Origin of the sequence: Prevotella intermedia ATCC 25611 = DSM 20706, from assembly GCF_001953955.1 — a bacterium.
Taxonomy (GTDB): Bacteria; Bacteroidota; Bacteroidia; order Bacteroidales; family Bacteroidaceae; genus Prevotella; species Prevotella intermedia.
On record NZ_CP019300.1, the window covers coordinates 1172005 to 1187268 of the forward strand.

Annotated in this window: 17 protein-coding genes; 15 read left to right on the forward strand and 2 right to left on the reverse strand. The window is 40.0% G+C overall.

Annotated features, from left to right (window positions below; genetic code table 11):
* From BWX39_RS04860 to BWX39_RS04930, 14 genes are all read left to right on the forward strand, one after another.
* A complete protein-coding gene (locus BWX39_RS04860; RefSeq protein WP_028904676.1) occupies window positions 1-1497 on the forward strand; it encodes an oligosaccharide flippase family protein in 1497 nt (498 codons plus the stop codon).
* Window positions 1484-2476 carry a glycosyltransferase family 2 protein gene (locus BWX39_RS04865; protein WP_028904675.1) on the forward strand — a complete coding sequence of 331 codons (993 nt, stop codon included), beginning with the start codon at window positions 1484-1486 and terminating at the stop codon, window positions 2474-2476. The genes BWX39_RS04860 and BWX39_RS04865 overlap by 14 nt, the downstream gene beginning before the upstream one ends.
* Before the next feature lie 683 nt (window positions 2477-3159).
* Window positions 3160-4137, forward strand: a complete 978-nt coding sequence (gene pfkA / locus BWX39_RS04870; protein WP_014710205.1) for a 6-phosphofructokinase — start codon at window positions 3160-3162, stop codon at window positions 4135-4137.
* Between the two features lie 66 nt (window positions 4138-4203).
* Window positions 4204-5730, forward strand: coding sequence for a F0F1 ATP synthase subunit beta (gene atpD / locus BWX39_RS04875; protein ID WP_014710204.1), 1527 nt, complete (start codon window positions 4204-4206; stop codon window positions 5728-5730).
* 27 nt (window positions 5731-5757) lie between these two features.
* A complete protein-coding gene (locus BWX39_RS04880; protein ID WP_014710203.1) occupies window positions 5758-5997 on the forward strand; it encodes a F0F1 ATP synthase subunit epsilon in 240 nt (79 codons plus the stop codon).
* Between the two features lie 39 nt (window positions 5998-6036).
* Window positions 6037-6456: a hypothetical protein gene (locus BWX39_RS04885; protein WP_014710202.1), complete on the forward strand. Its 420-nt coding sequence runs from the start codon at window positions 6037-6039 to the stop codon at window positions 6454-6456.
* Window positions 6453-7565, forward strand: coding sequence for a F0F1 ATP synthase subunit A (atpB, locus tag BWX39_RS04890; protein WP_028904674.1), 1113 nt, complete (start codon window positions 6453-6455; stop codon window positions 7563-7565). The genes BWX39_RS04885 and atpB overlap by 4 nt, the downstream gene beginning before the upstream one ends.
* A gap of 62 nt (window positions 7566-7627) precedes the next feature.
* A complete protein-coding gene (gene atpE, locus BWX39_RS04895; RefSeq protein ID WP_014710200.1) occupies window positions 7628-7870 on the forward strand; it encodes an ATP synthase F0 subunit C in 243 nt (80 codons plus the stop codon).
* Between the two features lie 66 nt (window positions 7871-7936).
* Window positions 7937-8446 carry a F0F1 ATP synthase subunit B gene (gene atpF / locus BWX39_RS04900; protein ID WP_028904673.1) on the forward strand — a complete coding sequence of 170 codons (510 nt, stop codon included), beginning with the start codon at window positions 7937-7939 and terminating at the stop codon, window positions 8444-8446.
* 11 nt (window positions 8447-8457) lie between these two features.
* On the forward strand, window positions 8458-8994 hold the full coding sequence (locus BWX39_RS04905; RefSeq protein ID WP_028904672.1) for a F0F1 ATP synthase subunit delta: 537 nt from the start codon (window positions 8458-8460) through the stop codon (window positions 8992-8994).
* A 12-nt stretch (window positions 8995-9006) separates the two neighbouring features.
* Window positions 9007-10590, forward strand: coding sequence for a F0F1 ATP synthase subunit alpha (atpA, locus tag BWX39_RS04910; RefSeq protein ID WP_014710197.1), 1584 nt, complete (start codon window positions 9007-9009; stop codon window positions 10588-10590).
* An 11-nt stretch (window positions 10591-10601) separates the two neighbouring features.
* Window positions 10602-11576, forward strand: a complete 975-nt coding sequence (locus BWX39_RS04915; RefSeq protein ID WP_028904671.1) for a F0F1 ATP synthase subunit gamma — start codon at window positions 10602-10604, stop codon at window positions 11574-11576.
* 740 nt (window positions 11577-12316) lie between these two features.
* A complete protein-coding gene (locus BWX39_RS04925) occupies window positions 12317-12829 on the forward strand; it encodes a DUF6359 domain-containing protein (RefSeq protein WP_028904670.1) in 513 nt (170 codons plus the stop codon).
* Window positions 12830-12979: 150 nt separating this feature from the next.
* Window positions 12980-13579 carry a sigma-70 family RNA polymerase sigma factor gene (locus tag BWX39_RS04930; protein ID WP_028904669.1) on the forward strand — a complete coding sequence of 200 codons (600 nt, stop codon included), beginning with the start codon at window positions 12980-12982 and terminating at the stop codon, window positions 13577-13579.
* Here BWX39_RS04930 and rpe read toward each other — a convergent pair.
* Both rpe and BWX39_RS12715 read right to left on the reverse strand, forming a co-directional pair.
* Window positions 13568-14224: a ribulose-phosphate 3-epimerase gene (gene rpe / locus BWX39_RS04935; protein ID WP_028904668.1), complete on the reverse strand. Its 657-nt coding sequence runs from the start codon at window positions 14222-14224 to the stop codon at window positions 13568-13570. The two genes, BWX39_RS04930 and rpe, sit on opposite strands and share 12 nt — an antisense overlap.
* A gap of 4 nt (window positions 14225-14228) precedes the next feature.
* Complete coding sequence (locus tag BWX39_RS12715; protein ID WP_014710190.1) at window positions 14229-14357, reverse strand: hypothetical protein; 129 nt, start codon at window positions 14355-14357, stop codon at window positions 14229-14231.
* A gap of 95 nt (window positions 14358-14452) precedes the next feature.
* On the opposite strand from BWX39_RS12715, the gene BWX39_RS04940 reads away from it, so the two are divergent.
* Complete coding sequence (locus tag BWX39_RS04940; RefSeq protein ID WP_028904667.1) at window positions 14453-15256, forward strand: indole-3-glycerol phosphate synthase TrpC; 804 nt, start codon at window positions 14453-14455, stop codon at window positions 15254-15256.
* Window positions 15257-15264 lie beyond the last annotated feature (8 nt).

Below are 15264 nucleotides of genomic sequence, written 5' to 3' on the forward strand. Positions count from 1 at the left end.
ATGAAAAAAACAGACAGCTACAGCCATATTCTGCGATATACTGGACTCTTTGGTGGAGTTCAGGGACTGAATATATTGGTTGGTGTCGTGCGAAATAAGTTGGTTGCAATGATTTTAGGGCCTGATGGAATGGGACTTATTTCGTTGTTTAATTCTACTTTGAAGTTGATGAGCGACTCCACCAACTTCGGAATATCTATCAGTGCTGTCAAGAGTATATCCGAACACTTTGACAAAAACGAAGAAGAGAAGTTGGCAGATACCGTGAAATTGGTGCGTTCGTGGAGTTTGTTGGCAGGATTGTTGGGAATGTTTCTTTGCATCGTATTGAGTCCGTTGTTAAGCAAGTTCACTTTTTCGTGGGACGGACACCGCCTGCATTTCATTCTTCTTTCGCCCATTGTAGCCCTAATGGCTTTGTCGGGAGGTGAGCTTGCTATATTAAAAGGACTTCGTGAGTTAAGGAAATTAGCAGTAATCTCTATCTTTAATGTGTTAGGTGCATTGATTTCTTCAGTGCCGTTGTATTACTTCTTTCGCGAAAAAGCCATTGTGCCGTCATTAGTAATAATGGCACTTATTCAGTTTGCTTTAACGATAGCTTTTTCATATCATATTTATCCTTTGCGATTAATGAACCGTTGGCAATCTATGCGTGAAGGAGTGGGAATGCTACGGCTCGGAATTGCATTCGTGATTGCGGGCATTTTGGGTTCGGGGGCAGACTTCTTGATTCGTAGTTATATTAATAATGTGGCGAACATTGATACCGTTGGTTTCTTTAATGCGGGCTATATGATGACGATGACCTATGTCGGTATGGTGTTTGCAGCAATGGAAACCGACTTTTTCCCTCGTCTTTCAGGTGCCAATCAGTACCGATTTACTTTTAACCAGATAGTAAACAGACAGATAGAAGTTATGTTGCTGTTGGTTTCTCCGCTGTTGGTGCTGTTTTCTTTGTTTCTTCCGATACTGCTTCCTTTATTATATACAGGCAAATTTATGCCTGCTTTGGGAATGATGCAAGTAATTATGCTTGCCATGTACTTTAGAGCCGTGAAATTGCCGGTACAGTATATCCCATTGGCAAAAGGCGATTCTGTTTCCTATTTGCTTTTAGAAGGCATTTACGATGTTGTGTTGGTGGTTGCCGTAATTCTGAATTTCGACCGCCTCGGTTTGGTTGGAGCAGGGTGGGCGATAACCATTGCTGGCTTTTTAGATGCCATATTGGTGTTTGTTTATTCTCGTTGGAAGTATGGCTATAAGGTTTCTTCAAGCGTATTGCTTTATTCTTCCATACAGATTCCCATAGGATTCTTAACCTTTATGGTAACCCAGCAGTCTAATCAGCTGATGTATTGGGGCGTGGGATTGTTGTTGGCGTTGATAAGTGCTGCTACATCAGTTAGCATACTGAAAACAAAAACGAACCTATGGTATAAGCTTACTTCAAAAATATTAAGGCGTTTTAAGCGGAATGGTGAAGATTAGCATTTTAGTAGCTGTATATAATGCAGAGAAATACTTGTCCCAATGTTTGAGTTCCTTGCTCTCTCAGACGCTTCAAGACATAGAAATAATATGTGTTGATGATGCCTCTACCGACTCGTCGCTAAATATTCTTAATGCGTATGCTGCAAAAGACGAAAGGATAAAAGTAGTACACTTGCCCCAAAATGCAGGAATAGCCAAGGCAAGAAATGCAGGATTACATATTTCTACTGGTGAGTATATTGCATTTGTTGATAGCGACGACTGGCTGTCGGAAGATGCTTGCGAAAAGGTTTTTGATGTCTTCAAGCGTTATCCATCAACCGATACGGTGCTTTTCCATGTAAAAAGCGTTTATGGCGATAAGGAAGTAGATTTCTATATGCCTCCTTTTACCACCTTAGACGGCTTCACGGCATTCCGTGAAAGCCTGACTTGGAATATCCACGGCATTTATGTTATTAAGCGAGAATTGCATCTTCGTTTCCCTTACGACGAGTCTGCCATTGCGTACAGCGATGAAAACGTAACACGTTTGCATTATTTGGAGTCGCGGGAAATACGTACTTGCGAGGGCATCTATTATTATAGGCAGCATTTAGGTTCGGTAACGCATAAGGTTAGCTTACGTCGCTTCGACTATTTGTTGGCAAATAAAAGTATGAAACAGCAACTGGAAGCATTGAATGTTTCGGACAAGATACTCGATATATACGAAGAAGTGCGTTGGCGGAATGTGATAGGTCTTTATATGTTCTACTTTCTGCATCGCAAAGACCTTGATAAGCCTTCTCGGAAACAAGGTTTGGAGATAATAAAAAACAGTTGGCAAAGCATAGAACAAAACCGTTTGCCACGGTGGCTGATACGAAAGTTCGGTTATATACCTCTTCAAAAATCCTGGTTTGCTTTTCGTTTGCAGGAGGAATTCTATTTCTTTTTGCGTGCATTGATTGGTAGAAACAAAGAGCAATTGTAGATTTTAAGCTCTTGTTAATGGTTGTATTATCAGTGCAAATTATCTGTTTGTCTTTATTGTAAGCCTGCAACAAAATAATAGAAGTTTTAGTGAGAATACTTATTTTATGAGCAAAAATAATACGGTAGGTGTGTAAACATTTTTCGTAAGAATAACTATTGCTTAACCCATTTGTTATCAATGCGTTACAAAACCTATTGTTTTGCGTTCTAAAAGCGTAGGTTTTGCACGGTAAAAGAGCCTCTTTTGGTCGGCAAAACAGCCGCTTTCGCAACGCCAAAACGAAATTGCTGCTTTTTAACAAAATTATCTTTACAAAATCAAAGTGTTTTTTGTCATTTTCCTAAAGCAAGTAAAAGGAAAGCAATTCCTTCTGTAAATATCAACTATTGAGTGATTGCGATATTAGCAAGGCAAAGCTGTATGAACGTAGTATTGCTGTAATTGACTTTCTTTTTATAATCTGTCGGTAAATATAAACACCGAACGGGAAATATTTTCGTAGTAAGCAAGGAAGAAAACAACCACTTATTCTTCATCAAAATGAAAAGATTTTTTGAAATTAATTCATTATTTGTGCTTTCTGAAAAATAATTCGATAACTCTCTTTGTATTATAGAAAATTTTATTAACTTTGTGCCAAATTTAAATACTACGATTTATACAAACAAGGCGAAGTAATTATGGCTAAGGTCAAAACAATTGGTATTTTAACTTCGGGCGGCGACGCTCCGGGTATGAATGCTGCCGTTAGAGCTGTTACTCGTACTGGAATTTACAATGGGTTTTCTATAAAAGGAATCTACCGTGGATATGATGGGTTGCTTACTGGAGATATAAAGACATTTACAACAGAAAATGTAAGTGGCATTATTGATGAAGGTGGAACAATCTTAAAGACGGCTCGGTCGAAAGCCTTTATGACCAAAGAAGGCAAGGAGAAAGCCTATGAGAATATAGTAAAGGAAGGAATTGACGCACTTGTAGTAATCGGAGGAAACGGTTCTTTGACAGGAGCAATGAACTTTGCTCAAGAATATGACCTTTGTTGTATAGGTTTGCCGGGCACAATAGATAACGACCTCTATGGAACGGATAGCACCATAGGTTACGATACAACCTTAAACACAATAATGGAGTGCGTGGACAGAATACGTGATACGGCGCAAAGCCACGAGCGCATCTTCTTTGTGGAAGTAATGGGGCGCGATGCTGGTTTCTTAGCACAAAATTCGGCAATAGCAAGTGGTGCTGAGGCTGCAATCATTCCTGAAGACTCAACCGATGTAGACCAGTTGGCTCGATTTATGGAGCGCGGTATTCGGAAGTCAAAGAAAAGCTGTATCGTCGTGGTTTCAGAAAGTCCCAAATGCGGTGCTATGTATTATGCTGACCGTGTAAAGAAAGAGTTTCCAAACTTCGATGTTCGTGTTTCGATACTTGGACACTTGCAAAGAGGCGGAAGACCATCGGCACGCGACAGAATACTTGCAAGCAGAACAGGCTATGGCGCAATAGAAGCCATAATGCAAGGACAGCGGAATATAATGGTAGGAGTTCGCAATAACGAGGTGGTGTATGTGCCGCTTTCAGAAGCTATTCGCTCCGATAAGCCTTTCGACAAGAAACTTATTAAAATCTTGGACGTGCTTAGTATATAAGTATAGTTCGCAATAAATATTATTAACAGAGAATTAAAGCATAAAAAAATAATAAAAACAAAGCGTATGTCACAGATAAATGGACGTATTTCCCAAATTATTGGACCAGTAATTGACGTCTACTTTGATGTTAAGGGAGAAGATCCCGAAAAGGTGCTCCCGAAGATTTACGATGCTCTTCGTGTAAAGAGACCTAATGGAGAAGACCTGATTATTGAGGTGCAACAGCACATCGGAGAGGATACGGTGCGGTGTGTCGCTATGGACAATACCGAAGGTTTGCAGCGTGGCTTGGATGTTGAAACAACAGGAAGTCCTATTGTTATGCCAGCAGGTGAGCAAATCAAGGGTCGTATGATGAATGTGATAGGCAAGCCTATCGACGGTATGGAAGACCTTAGTATGGAAGGTGCATACCCTATTCACCGTGAAGCACCTAAATTCGATGAGTTGTCTACACAGAAAGAAATGTTGGCAACTGGTATCAAAGTCATTGACTTGCTTGAGCCTTATATGAAAGGTGGTAAGATTGGACTGTTTGGTGGTGCTGGTGTAGGTAAGACCGTGCTTATTATGGAGCTTATCAACAATATTGCAAAGGGACACAATGGTTATTCTGTATTTGCTGGCGTGGGAGAGCGTACTCGTGAAGGAAACGACTTGATACGAGATATGCTTGAGTCTGGCGTTATTCGCTATGGCGAGAAATTCCGCAAGGCAATGGACGAAGGCAAATGGGATCTTTCGCTTATTGATAAAGAAGAACTGAAAAAATCGCAAGCTACACTTGTTTACGGACAGATGAATGAGCCTCCTGGGGCACGTGCATCGGTGGCACTTTCTGGTCTTACCGTTGCGGAAGAGTTCCGCGACCACGGTGGTAAGGACGGAGAAGCAGCGGATATTATGTTCTTTATTGATAATATTTTCCGTTTCACACAGGCTGGGTCTGAAGTGTCTGCGCTTTTAGGTCGTATGCCTTCTGCGGTAGGTTATCAGCCTACACTTGCAAGCGAAATGGGTGCAATGCAAGAGCGTATTACTTCTACCAAGAAGGGCTCTATTACATCTGTGCAGGCGGTATATGTACCTGCCGACGACTTGACCGACCCTGCTCCAGCTACAACTTTTACTCACTTGGACGCAACAACAGAGTTGAGCCGTAAGATTACCGAACTTGGTATTTATCCAGCCGTAGACCCATTGGGAAGTACTTCACGTATTCTCGACCCATTGGTTGTTGGTAAGGAACATTATGAATGCGCACAACGTGTAAAGCAGTTGTTGCAGCATTATAACGAATTGCAGGATATTATCGCAATCTTGGGTATGGACGAATTGTCAGACGAAGATAAGTTGGTGGTAAACCGTGCACGTCGTGTACAGCGTTTCTTGTCTCAGCCATTTACTGTTGCAGAGCAGTTTACAGGTATTCCTGGCGTGATGGTGCCAATCGAAGACACAATTAAGGGCTTCAATGCTATCTTGAATGGCGAAGTAGACGACCTTCCAGAGCAGGCATTCCTTAACGTCGGTACAATCGAAGATGCGAAGGAAAAAGCTAAGAAGCTTCTTGCAGCAGCTCAGGGCTAATTAATGTAACAAATTAAAAAGGTTGCGATGTTAGTTCTAAGGATAGTATCACCGGAGAAAATCCTCTTTACAGGAGAAGTGGAAAACGTATTAGTCCCAGGTGAAGTGGGAGAATTTGAGATTCTGATAAACCACGCACCCATTATTTCTACATTGGTAGAAGGACGAGTTGTTTATACCATTAACTCCGAGAAGAAGACGATTATGGTTAAAGGTGGTTTTGTGGAAGTAAAGAAGAACGTGGTAAGTCTTTGTGTTGAACTGTAATTCAGCATAGGATTTATACTCAACAACATCTTTGAGACAGTGGATATTGCTAAGATAGAAAAAGGTTATAACAAGATAAACCTTTGGCTTGTAGTAGCACTAACTTTGTTAGGACTACTTATGTCGCAGGTTTTATTGAAACCAAACTTGGTAACACCAATGGTTGTTAGCTCAATATTTTTCATTGCTACGAGTAAGTTATACGGAAAGGCGTGGAAGTATTTTGCAACTAATTCACCAAAAGTGTTAGGGCGTTTTTACTTGGCAGGTTCAATGTTGAGAATGTTTCTTGCGGTAATTGTGATTCTTATAGGAGCACTTGTTTATCGTGGAGATAGCGAGAAGATACTTACCTATGTGGCTGTGTTTGTAGTTTACTATATTACAGCAATGATTTTAGACTGCGTATATTTCTTCCGCATTGAGAAAAATAATAAAATAAATAATAAGAAGATATGAAATTTATCAAACAAGTACTTCTCTTGTTGCTCTTATTTACAGCACTTGTACCGACAGTTGCACGCGATATGTCGAAGAAAGGTGATGTAGATGTGAAAGAGATATTGTGGGGACATATCAAAGATTCTTATGAATGGCATATTACGGATTTGGGTTCGGAAGGAAATTTCCACCCAGTTGTAATACATCTTCCTATTATCGTGAAATCTTCTACGGGTTGGCACGTGTTCAGTAGCGAAGAGTTTTTAGAAGAACGAGATGCTAATGGCGATAGGCCAGGTCCCTATAATCTTGTCATAAAGAATGGAGAGGATAAGGCAAATCCAAACCTAATAGTGGAGAAGATTGGCAACGAGGAAGTACGTCCTATTGATATTTCTATAACAAAAGCAGCTTGCACTGTCTTTATAGATGGCATATTGCTTTTGTTGGTAATCTTAATACCAGCACGTTGGTGTCGTAAGCATAAGGCGAACGACCCAGCACCAAAAGGTTTTACTGGCTTGATGCATATGTTCATTATGAATATTCACGATGATGTCATTAAACCTTGTTTAGGCGAAGATACTCCTAAGTATGCTCCTTGGTTGCTTACATGTTTCTTCTTTATATTCTTTGCGAATCTTATGGGATTGGTTCCGTTCCCTCCAGGAGGCGGTAACCTGACTGGTAATATAACTTGTACCTTCTTTTTAGGAGCTTGTACTTTCCTAATTACCAACTTCACGGGAACAAAAGAATATTGGAAAGAGATATTTTGGCCTGATGTACCAGTGTGGATGAAGTTTCCTGTGCCATTGATGCCAATTATTGAACTCTTTGGTATCTTCACAAAACCATTGGCTTTGATAATCCGACTTTTTGCAAATATGTTTGCTGGACACGCCATTGCATTGTGTTTCTGTGCGATAATCTTCATTATGTTTAGCATTGCTGATAATGCTATTGCGAACTGGAGTGCAGGTACAGGTATGTCAATTGTTGGAGTTCTCCTAAGCATCTTTATGATGTTGCTCGAGCTTTTGGTAAGCTACATTCAGGCTTTAGTGTTTACAATGTTGAGCGCAGTGTTCATTGCACAAGCTCATATTAAAGAACACGAGGCATAAAATAAATAAAAAGAGTAAGAAAAGAAAAATTAAAATTAATAACAAATTAAAGCTTAAAGATTATGTTATCATTATTATTAGCAGATGTTGCTATCGCAAAATTAGGTGCTGCCATTGGTGCAGGTTTGGTTGCTATTGGCGCAGGTATGGGTATTGGTCGTATTGGTAGCCAGGCTATGGATGCTATGGCACGCCAGCCAGAGAAGATTGGCGACCTCCGTTCGTCAATGATTATCGCAGCAGCGTTGATTGAAGGTGTTGCCTTCTTGGCTGTGATTGTATCAATCCTCGCAATTGTAATGTAATTATGGAGTGTGGCGCAAAGTGCGCATAATGCCCAAATAGATTTTTAGAAAGAACAAAACCAGCGTATGGATTTATTAATTCCCAATAGTGGACTTCTTTTTTGGATGACGCTTGTCTTCCTTATCGTGGCTTTCATCGTGATAAAGTTTGGGTTCCCAGTCATTATCAATATGGTGAACGAGCGTAAGGAATATATTGACGAGAGTCTTCGCAAAGCACATGATGCTAATGAAAAGTTGTCTAATATTCAGAAAGAAGGTGAATCCGTCATGCAGCAAGCACGTGAGCAGCAAGCACTTCTGTTGAAGGAGGCAACTGCTACACGTGATGCAATAGTTGGAAAGGCACAAGATAAAGCACACGAAGAAAGTGCACGTATCATCGCAGAGGCAAAATTGGAAATAGCTGCAGAAAAGCAGAATGCCTTTAAAGATATTCGTGGACAGGTTGCAGAACTCAGTGTAAAAGTTGCAGAGAAGATTCTTCGCGACCAACTTTCCAGCGATGAGAAGCAGATGGAATTGATAGGGAAATTGCTGGATAATGTTTCTTCTCCTGTAAGCAACGGTAAGTAAATAAATAAACTATGGATATAGGTGTAATATCTGTTCGCTATGCGCGTGCGCTTCTCAAAGGAGCAACTGTGCAGCAGCAAGAAGATAAAGTCTATGCGGAAATGCAAACACTACTCGGAAGTTATTCTGAGTTGCCACAGTTGCGTTTTACGATAGACAATCCTATGCTATCTAAAGATAAGAAGCAAGAGTTGTTAGAAGTAGCGAGTGGCGGTAGCGTCAGTGCTCTCTTAAAATCTTTCTTTGCTCTTGTCTTGAAAGAAGGGCGTGAAGGAATCCTACTTTTTATTGCGAACTCTTACATCACGCTATATAGGAAGCAGAAGAAAATTATTCAGGGAAAGCTCACAACAGCTGTTCCTGTAACACCAGTTATTGAGGAGAAAATGAAAGACTTGGTACGTGCTAATGCAAATGGTACCGTAGAATTCAACACGACAGTGAACCCTGATATTATTGGTGGATTCATTCTTGAATATGATACATACAGAATGGACGCAAGCGTGAAGACGAAGCTCAATGCTGTCCTCACACAGTTAAAGAAATAAAAGAAAATAAACATGTCAGATAAAATAAAGCCAAGTGAAGTGTCTGAAGTTCTTTTAAAAGCACTTCAAGGCGTTAATGCGGAGGAAAAATTTGACGAAGTTGGTACTGTGCTGACTATCAGCGATGGTGTGGCTCGTATTTATGGACTTCGCAATGCTGAAGCAAATGAACTCTTAGAGTTCGAAAATGGCACAATGGCGATTGTCATGAACTTGGAGGAAGACAATGTTGGTTGTATTCTTCTTGGTCCAACCGCAGGCATCAAAGAAGGGCAGAGTGTGAAGCGCACGCATCGTATTGCTTCTATTCGTGTCAATGATAACTTCTTAGGACGTGTCGTTAATCCTCTTGGTCAAGCTATTGACGGTAAGGGAGAGATTGATTTGTCTGATGCTTTTGAGATGCCATTGGACCGCAAGGCTCCTGGTGTGATATATCGTCAGCCTGTAAAGGAACCTTTGCAGACAGGTCTTAAAGGTGTCGATTCAATGATTCCTATCGGACGTGGCCAGCGTGAGCTTATCATTGGCGACCGTCAGACAGGTAAAACAGCCATTGCTGTTGATACAATCATTAATCAGAAGAACTTTTACGAGCAAGGCAAGCCAGTATATTGTATTTATGTAGCGATTGGTCAGAAAGCATCTACCGTTGCCAACCTTGTGCAAACATTGCGCGACCATGGTGCATTGCCTTACACTATCATTGTAAGTGCAACTGCTGCCGACCCTGCAGCTATGCAGTATTATGCTCCTTTTGCTGGAGCAGCAATTGGTGAATACTTCCGCGACCGTGGATATTCCGCTCTTGTGGTTTATGATGACTTGTCGAAGCAGGCTGTTGCTTATCGTGAAGTATCTTTGATTCTTCGCCGTCCTTCGGGTCGTGAAGCATATCCAGGTGATGTCTTCTACCTTCACTCTCGTTTGTTGGAGCGTGCAGCACGCATCAACGACCAGCAAGAAATTGCTGAACAAATGAACGACCTTCCAGAATGTATGAAGGGACACGTTAAGGGTGGTGGTTCGCTCACAGCACTTCCTATCATCGAAACACAAGCGGGCGACGTTTCTGCTTATATTCCAACCAACGTGATTTCTATTACCGACGGTCAGATATATTTGGAGAGCGATTTGTTCAACCAAGGTTTCCGTCCTGCTATCAACGTAGGTATCTCTGTTTCTCGTGTGGGTGGTTCTGCGCAAGTAAAGAGTATGAAGAAAGTTGCCGGTACACTGAAGATAGATATGGCTCAGTATCGTGAGTTGGAAGCATTCTCTAAATTCTCTTCTGATATGGACAAGGTTACCGCAATGACTTTGGACAGAGGTAGAAAGAACAATCAGTTGCTTATCCAGCCACAATATGCTCCGATGCCAGTTGGCGAACAAATTGCCATTCTCTATTGCGGTGTCCATGGTTTAATGCATGCTGTTCCAGTAGAGAATATTCGTGAATGCCAAGACCAATTCCTTGAAAGTATGCGCAACACGCATAAGGACGTTATTGATAATCTTGCTTCAGGAAAACTTCTTGACGACGATATTAAAGTTATTGAAGAGGTTATGGGCAACATAACTGCACAATATAAATAAGACGATAAGAAATGCCATCTTTAAAGGAAATAAAGATTCGAATTGCCAGTGTCAATAGTACTCGTAAGATTACAAGTGCTATGAAGATGGTGGCTTCGAGTAAACTTCACCATGCTCAGGTAGCCATTGAGAATATGCTTCCTTACGAGAGTATGCTCGAACATATTCTGAAAGCATTCTTGGTGTCTACCCCCGATACCAATACTCCATACAATGAGGAACGACCCGTAAAGCGTGTGGCTTTGCTTGTCTTCTCTTCCAACAGTTCTTTGTGTGGAGGTTTCAATGCTAATATTATAAAGATGCTCCAAAATACAGTCAGCGAATACTTGGCTCAAGGCGTGTCTAAAGATAATATTATTGTTTATCCTATTGGGCGTAAAGTGGCAGAGAAGGTGGCTAAGATGGGACTTAAAAGCGCAGGTTCTTTCTTGGAGTTGGCTGATAAGCCCAACTCTGAAGAATGCCAACGCATTGCTGTTGAGATAGAAAAACTATGGCTCGACGAGGAGATTGATAAGGTTGAAATGATATACCATCACTTTAAGAGTGCAGGTAGTCAGATTCTTACACGTAAGACCTATTTGCCAATTGACTTAGAGACAGAGTTGAATCTTGACAAAGAGCGTGATTTGACTTCAAATATTGCGACGAAAAAAGCCCAAGAGTATCTGAAGCAGCATGGAAAGAATACGCATTCAGGTGAAAAGGAAGAGGTAAAGCCATTGAACGATGACTTTATTGTAGAGCCAGACCTTAAAACCGTATTGACTTCCTTAGTGCCCAAGTTGCTCCATCTAATGGTTTATACAGCTTTGTTAGATAGCAATGCTTCCGAGCATGCAGCCCGTATGGTGGCTATGCAGACTGCTACCGATAATGCAGATGAATTGCTCCGTGGCTTAAAACTTCAATATAACAAGTCTCGTCAGGCAGCCATTACTTCTGAATTGTTAGACATTGTAGGAGGTACGGTTAATAACTAATCTTCTCTTTCAATTAATAATAAAAATCCCTTGCCATTCTTTTGGTAGGGGATTTTTGTTTTATCTGAAATCTGATTTTATTTTACAGAAAGTGTTAATAAATGTTTTATAATCGCCTATTATTTGGTTTTCTTATTTAATAAACGTATATTTGCTACGTGTTTTTATGGATTTAGAGATTTTCTAAATCATTTTTCTCGAGGTTGGTAGCTTCCTGCACCAACCTCTTTTTTATGTTTAAACTTCTCTTATCCATCGGTTCGCTTTAGTAGGAAAGTAGCAATATTTTTCTTTTGTTGCTTATTGAAATTCCTAAGGAACAGTCTTGATTTTGTAAAGATAGTTCGTAAGAAAAATGATAATTTCGATTTGGCATTGCGAAAGCGGCTGTTTTGCGATGCAAAACCTACGCTTTTACCGTGCAAAAGAGCCGCTTTTGCGTTGCAAAACAATAGGTTTTGCAATGTATTGATAATGAGATGGTTATATAATAGATATTCTTGTAAAAAATATTTACACTTCCTCAGTATTCTTTTTGTTCAGAAAGTAAAGAATATAGGCAAAATAAAGTAACAGATAGAATATTCTTTTTATTGGCAACGATAAATTATATGACTGCCTCTATTTGATTTTTTCGAGTATATTTTTGTGTTTTAAAAGTTTGTTTTCCTTTGCTATTTTGAAAATATTTCTTATCTTTGTAAAGAATTATCCTAAACAGAATTAAATAATAGAATACAATGAAAAAAGCTTATTTATCATTTTTACTTATCGTATGTTTCTTGTTTGCAAGTTGTACAAAGAATGTTTACGAATACTATGGGGTAAATCCAGAAGCCGAAAATGAACAAGAGGGCGATGGAAGCAATAAGAAAGATGGTTACGAATTTGAATACGACCATAATAGTAAGGTGCAAACAGTAGCTTCTTTTATTGCAACAGACTTTGGCGATGCTTCTGTTTGGGTAGAAGGATACATTGTCGGCAGTTGCACGAAAAGTATTAAGAATGCTGTTTGGGAACCTCCTTTCTCTTCTGACAACGCCATTTTATTGGCAGATGAGCAAGGAGAAACCGATGCCGACAAGGTTATTTCAATTCAATTAAAGACCAAGGAGTATAAAGAAAATATAGGATTAGCAACCAATTCTAACAATTATAATAAGCGTATAAGGTTTTTAGGCGTGAAGAGAAAATACCTTGGAATATGGGGAATGAAAGACCTTATTCAAGCTTACGAGTGGGTAAAATAGCGTCTTTTAATAGTTTTCATCTACTTTTTTCGTTAATAATTTGTCAGAAAAGATAAAAGTAATTATATTTGCACACGCATAAACAATAAAATGAATTAAAGATACAAGCCTATAGGAACACCATTACTTAAATATAAATCATTTTAAAGAATGAAGAAACTTAGTGAAATGACGGACGAGGATTTGGCCTTGTCGTACATTAATGGTGACAATAGAGCTTTCGATTTACTTTTGTCGCGCAATCAGTCTAAGCTCTTTTCCTATATACTTTTTGTTGTTAGGAATCGTGATGTTGCTGATGACATATTCCAAGAAACATTTGTGAAGATAATCACAAAATTGCAGGAAGGACGTTACAAACCAAGTGGCAAGTTCTCTGCTTGGGCAATGCGTATTGCTCATAATGTGATTATGGATTGGTATCGTGCGCAAAAATCTGATAAGATAGTCGAGCCAACGAAAGAAAACGACCTTTCTAATATTGGCGGTGCAGACGTGCAGATTGGCAATATCGAAAACCAGTTTGTGAATATGCAAACATTGGCAGACATTCAGAAGATGATGGAGCACCTTCCTGCTTCTCAACGTGAAGTCGTGTTTATGCGCTTTTATCAGGAAATGTCGTTTAAAGAAATTGCCAAGACTACAGGTGTCAGTATCAACACGAGTCTTGGCAGAATGCGTTACGCCATTTTAAATCTCAGAAAGATGGTGCGCGAGAACGATGTTCTTTTGCAGTTAGCGTATTAGTTCCCTTAAACTTTTGATGGTTTCGGTTGGGTTGGGAGATTTGAATACATAGCTTCCACTCACCAACATATCAGCCCCAGCCTTTACAAGTCGTGGTGCAGTTTCACCTTGAACACCGCCGTCCACTTCAATAATTGCGTGGCTGCCCGTTTCGTCAATAAGTTTACGAAGGCGTTCCACCTTCTTAATAGCATTTTCGATGAACACCTGACCGCCGAAACCTGGGTTTACGCTCATAATAAGTACAAGGTCTACTTCTACGATAATATCTTCGAGAACCGAAACAGGTGTTGCAGGGTTGATGACAACACCAGCTTTCATACCCGCTTGCTTTATCTGTTGAATGGTTCTGTGCAAGTGTAGGCAGGTTTCGTAGTGCACACTCATAATGGCAGCCCCCGCATCAGCAGTCTGTTGAATATAGTTTTCGGGGTGGACAATCATATAATGAACGTCCATAGGCTTTTTGCAAGCCTTGCCAACAGCTTTGAGAATGGGGAAACCGAAAGAAATGTTAGGAACAAATACACCGTCCATTATATCCATATGGATATAATCGGCTTCGCTCTTATTTATCATTTCGATGTCTTTGTCTAAGTGCAAGAAGTCGGCTGATAATAGCGATGGTGATACTAAAGTTTTCATTTTTCTAATTAAGACAATAGGTTTCTAACTTGCCGTTTACTTTCATTGCTCTGTAAGTATAAGCAATTTGGCGAATAATGTTCAACGTTTTTTCTGACGGTTTCATTTCTTCTTTTGTAAATATTTCTATCATAGGCTATGTTATTTGTTACATACTCTTTTATACATCAAACGCATTCTTTATCTTATTATTATATTTTTCTCTAATCTTTTCATTAACTTTGTAGTATGAAAGATATTTTGGAAGCAATTGTAGCCAATAAACAGAAAGAATTGGAGCAATGGAAACAGTATGTTCCATTGAAGCAGTTGTATGGCATTATTGAATACGAGGGAGCAATGAAGCGTGAAGTTCCTTCACTGAAAGCTGCACTTAGCGATTCTTCTACAATAGGTGTGATAACAGAATTTGTGCGTAAAACACCTGCCTTAGGCTGGATAAACCAAGATGCAAAGATAAGGAATGTCGGTGCGGATTACGCACGTTATGGAGCTACTGCCATAAGTGTTCCAACCGATTTCACTTATTTTGGTGGATACGATGAGTTTGTTCAGGAGGTTCGTGCAATAGGTATAACCTTGCCTTTGTTGTATAAGAATTATATTATTGATGAATACCAATTGTTTCAAGCCAAACACGCAGGAGCATCTGCTGTTATGCTGACTGCCGTATTACTCGAATTGGAGCAATGCCATTCTTTGGTTTCGCTTGCCCATCAGTTGGGAATGGAGGTGGCATTGGAATTGCATACGGCTGAAGAAATGGATTATCTTGCTTGCAATGCCGATATGGTAGTGGTGAACAATCGTAAGGCTTGTAGCTTTGAAATGGATATAAATCGTTCGCTTGAGTTGGCGAAGTTGCTTCCTGCAAGTATGCTTAAAATAAGCGAAGGCGGGATTGACACTCCCGAAACTGCAAAGCAATTAGCAGCAGTAGGCTATCAAGGCGTTATTATTGGTGAGCCGTTTATGCTGGCAGAGAACCCTGGTCTTGCGTTTGGTGAGTTTATAAAGAAATTAAAGGAATAGGTCTGAAT

Excerpts from the sequence above, each read along its gene's own strand:
- atpF (WP_028904673.1), top strand. The coding sequence starts at position 7,937 with ATGGATTTATTAATTCCCAATAGTGGACTTCTTTTTTGGATGACGCTT.
- atpD (WP_014710204.1), top strand. The coding sequence starts at position 4,204 with ATGTCACAGATAAATGGACGTATTTCCCAAATTATTGGACCAGTAATT.
- BWX39_RS04905 (WP_028904672.1), top strand. The coding sequence starts at position 8,458 with ATGGATATAGGTGTAATATCTGTTCGCTATGCGCGTGCGCTTCTCAAA.
- BWX39_RS04925 (WP_028904670.1), top strand. The coding sequence starts at position 12,317 with ATGAAAAAAGCTTATTTATCATTTTTACTTATCGTATGTTTCTTGTTT.
- rpe (WP_028904668.1), bottom strand. The coding sequence starts at position 14,224 with ATGAAAACTTTAGTATCACCATCGCTATTATCAGCCGACTTCTTGCAC.
- pfkA (WP_014710205.1), top strand. The coding sequence starts at position 3,160 with ATGGCTAAGGTCAAAACAATTGGTATTTTAACTTCGGGCGGCGACGCT.
- BWX39_RS04880 (WP_014710203.1), top strand. The coding sequence starts at position 5,758 with ATGTTAGTTCTAAGGATAGTATCACCGGAGAAAATCCTCTTTACAGGA.
- atpB (WP_028904674.1), top strand. The coding sequence starts at position 6,453 with ATGAAATTTATCAAACAAGTACTTCTCTTGTTGCTCTTATTTACAGCA.
- BWX39_RS04930 (WP_028904669.1), top strand. The coding sequence starts at position 12,980 with ATGAAGAAACTTAGTGAAATGACGGACGAGGATTTGGCCTTGTCGTAC.
- BWX39_RS04940 (WP_028904667.1), top strand. The coding sequence starts at position 14,453 with ATGAAAGATATTTTGGAAGCAATTGTAGCCAATAAACAGAAAGAATTG.
- atpE (WP_014710200.1), top strand. The coding sequence starts at position 7,628 with ATGTTATCATTATTATTAGCAGATGTTGCTATCGCAAAATTAGGTGCT.
- BWX39_RS04865 (WP_028904675.1), top strand. The coding sequence starts at position 1,484 with ATGGTGAAGATTAGCATTTTAGTAGCTGTATATAATGCAGAGAAATAC.
- atpA (WP_014710197.1), top strand. The coding sequence starts at position 9,007 with ATGTCAGATAAAATAAAGCCAAGTGAAGTGTCTGAAGTTCTTTTAAAA.
- BWX39_RS12715 (WP_014710190.1), bottom strand. The coding sequence starts at position 14,357 with ATGATAGAAATATTTACAAAAGAAGAAATGAAACCGTCAGAAAAAACG.
- BWX39_RS04915 (WP_028904671.1), top strand. The coding sequence starts at position 10,602 with ATGCCATCTTTAAAGGAAATAAAGATTCGAATTGCCAGTGTCAATAGT.
- BWX39_RS04860 (WP_028904676.1), top strand. The coding sequence starts at position 1 with ATGAAAAAAACAGACAGCTACAGCCATATTCTGCGATATACTGGACTC.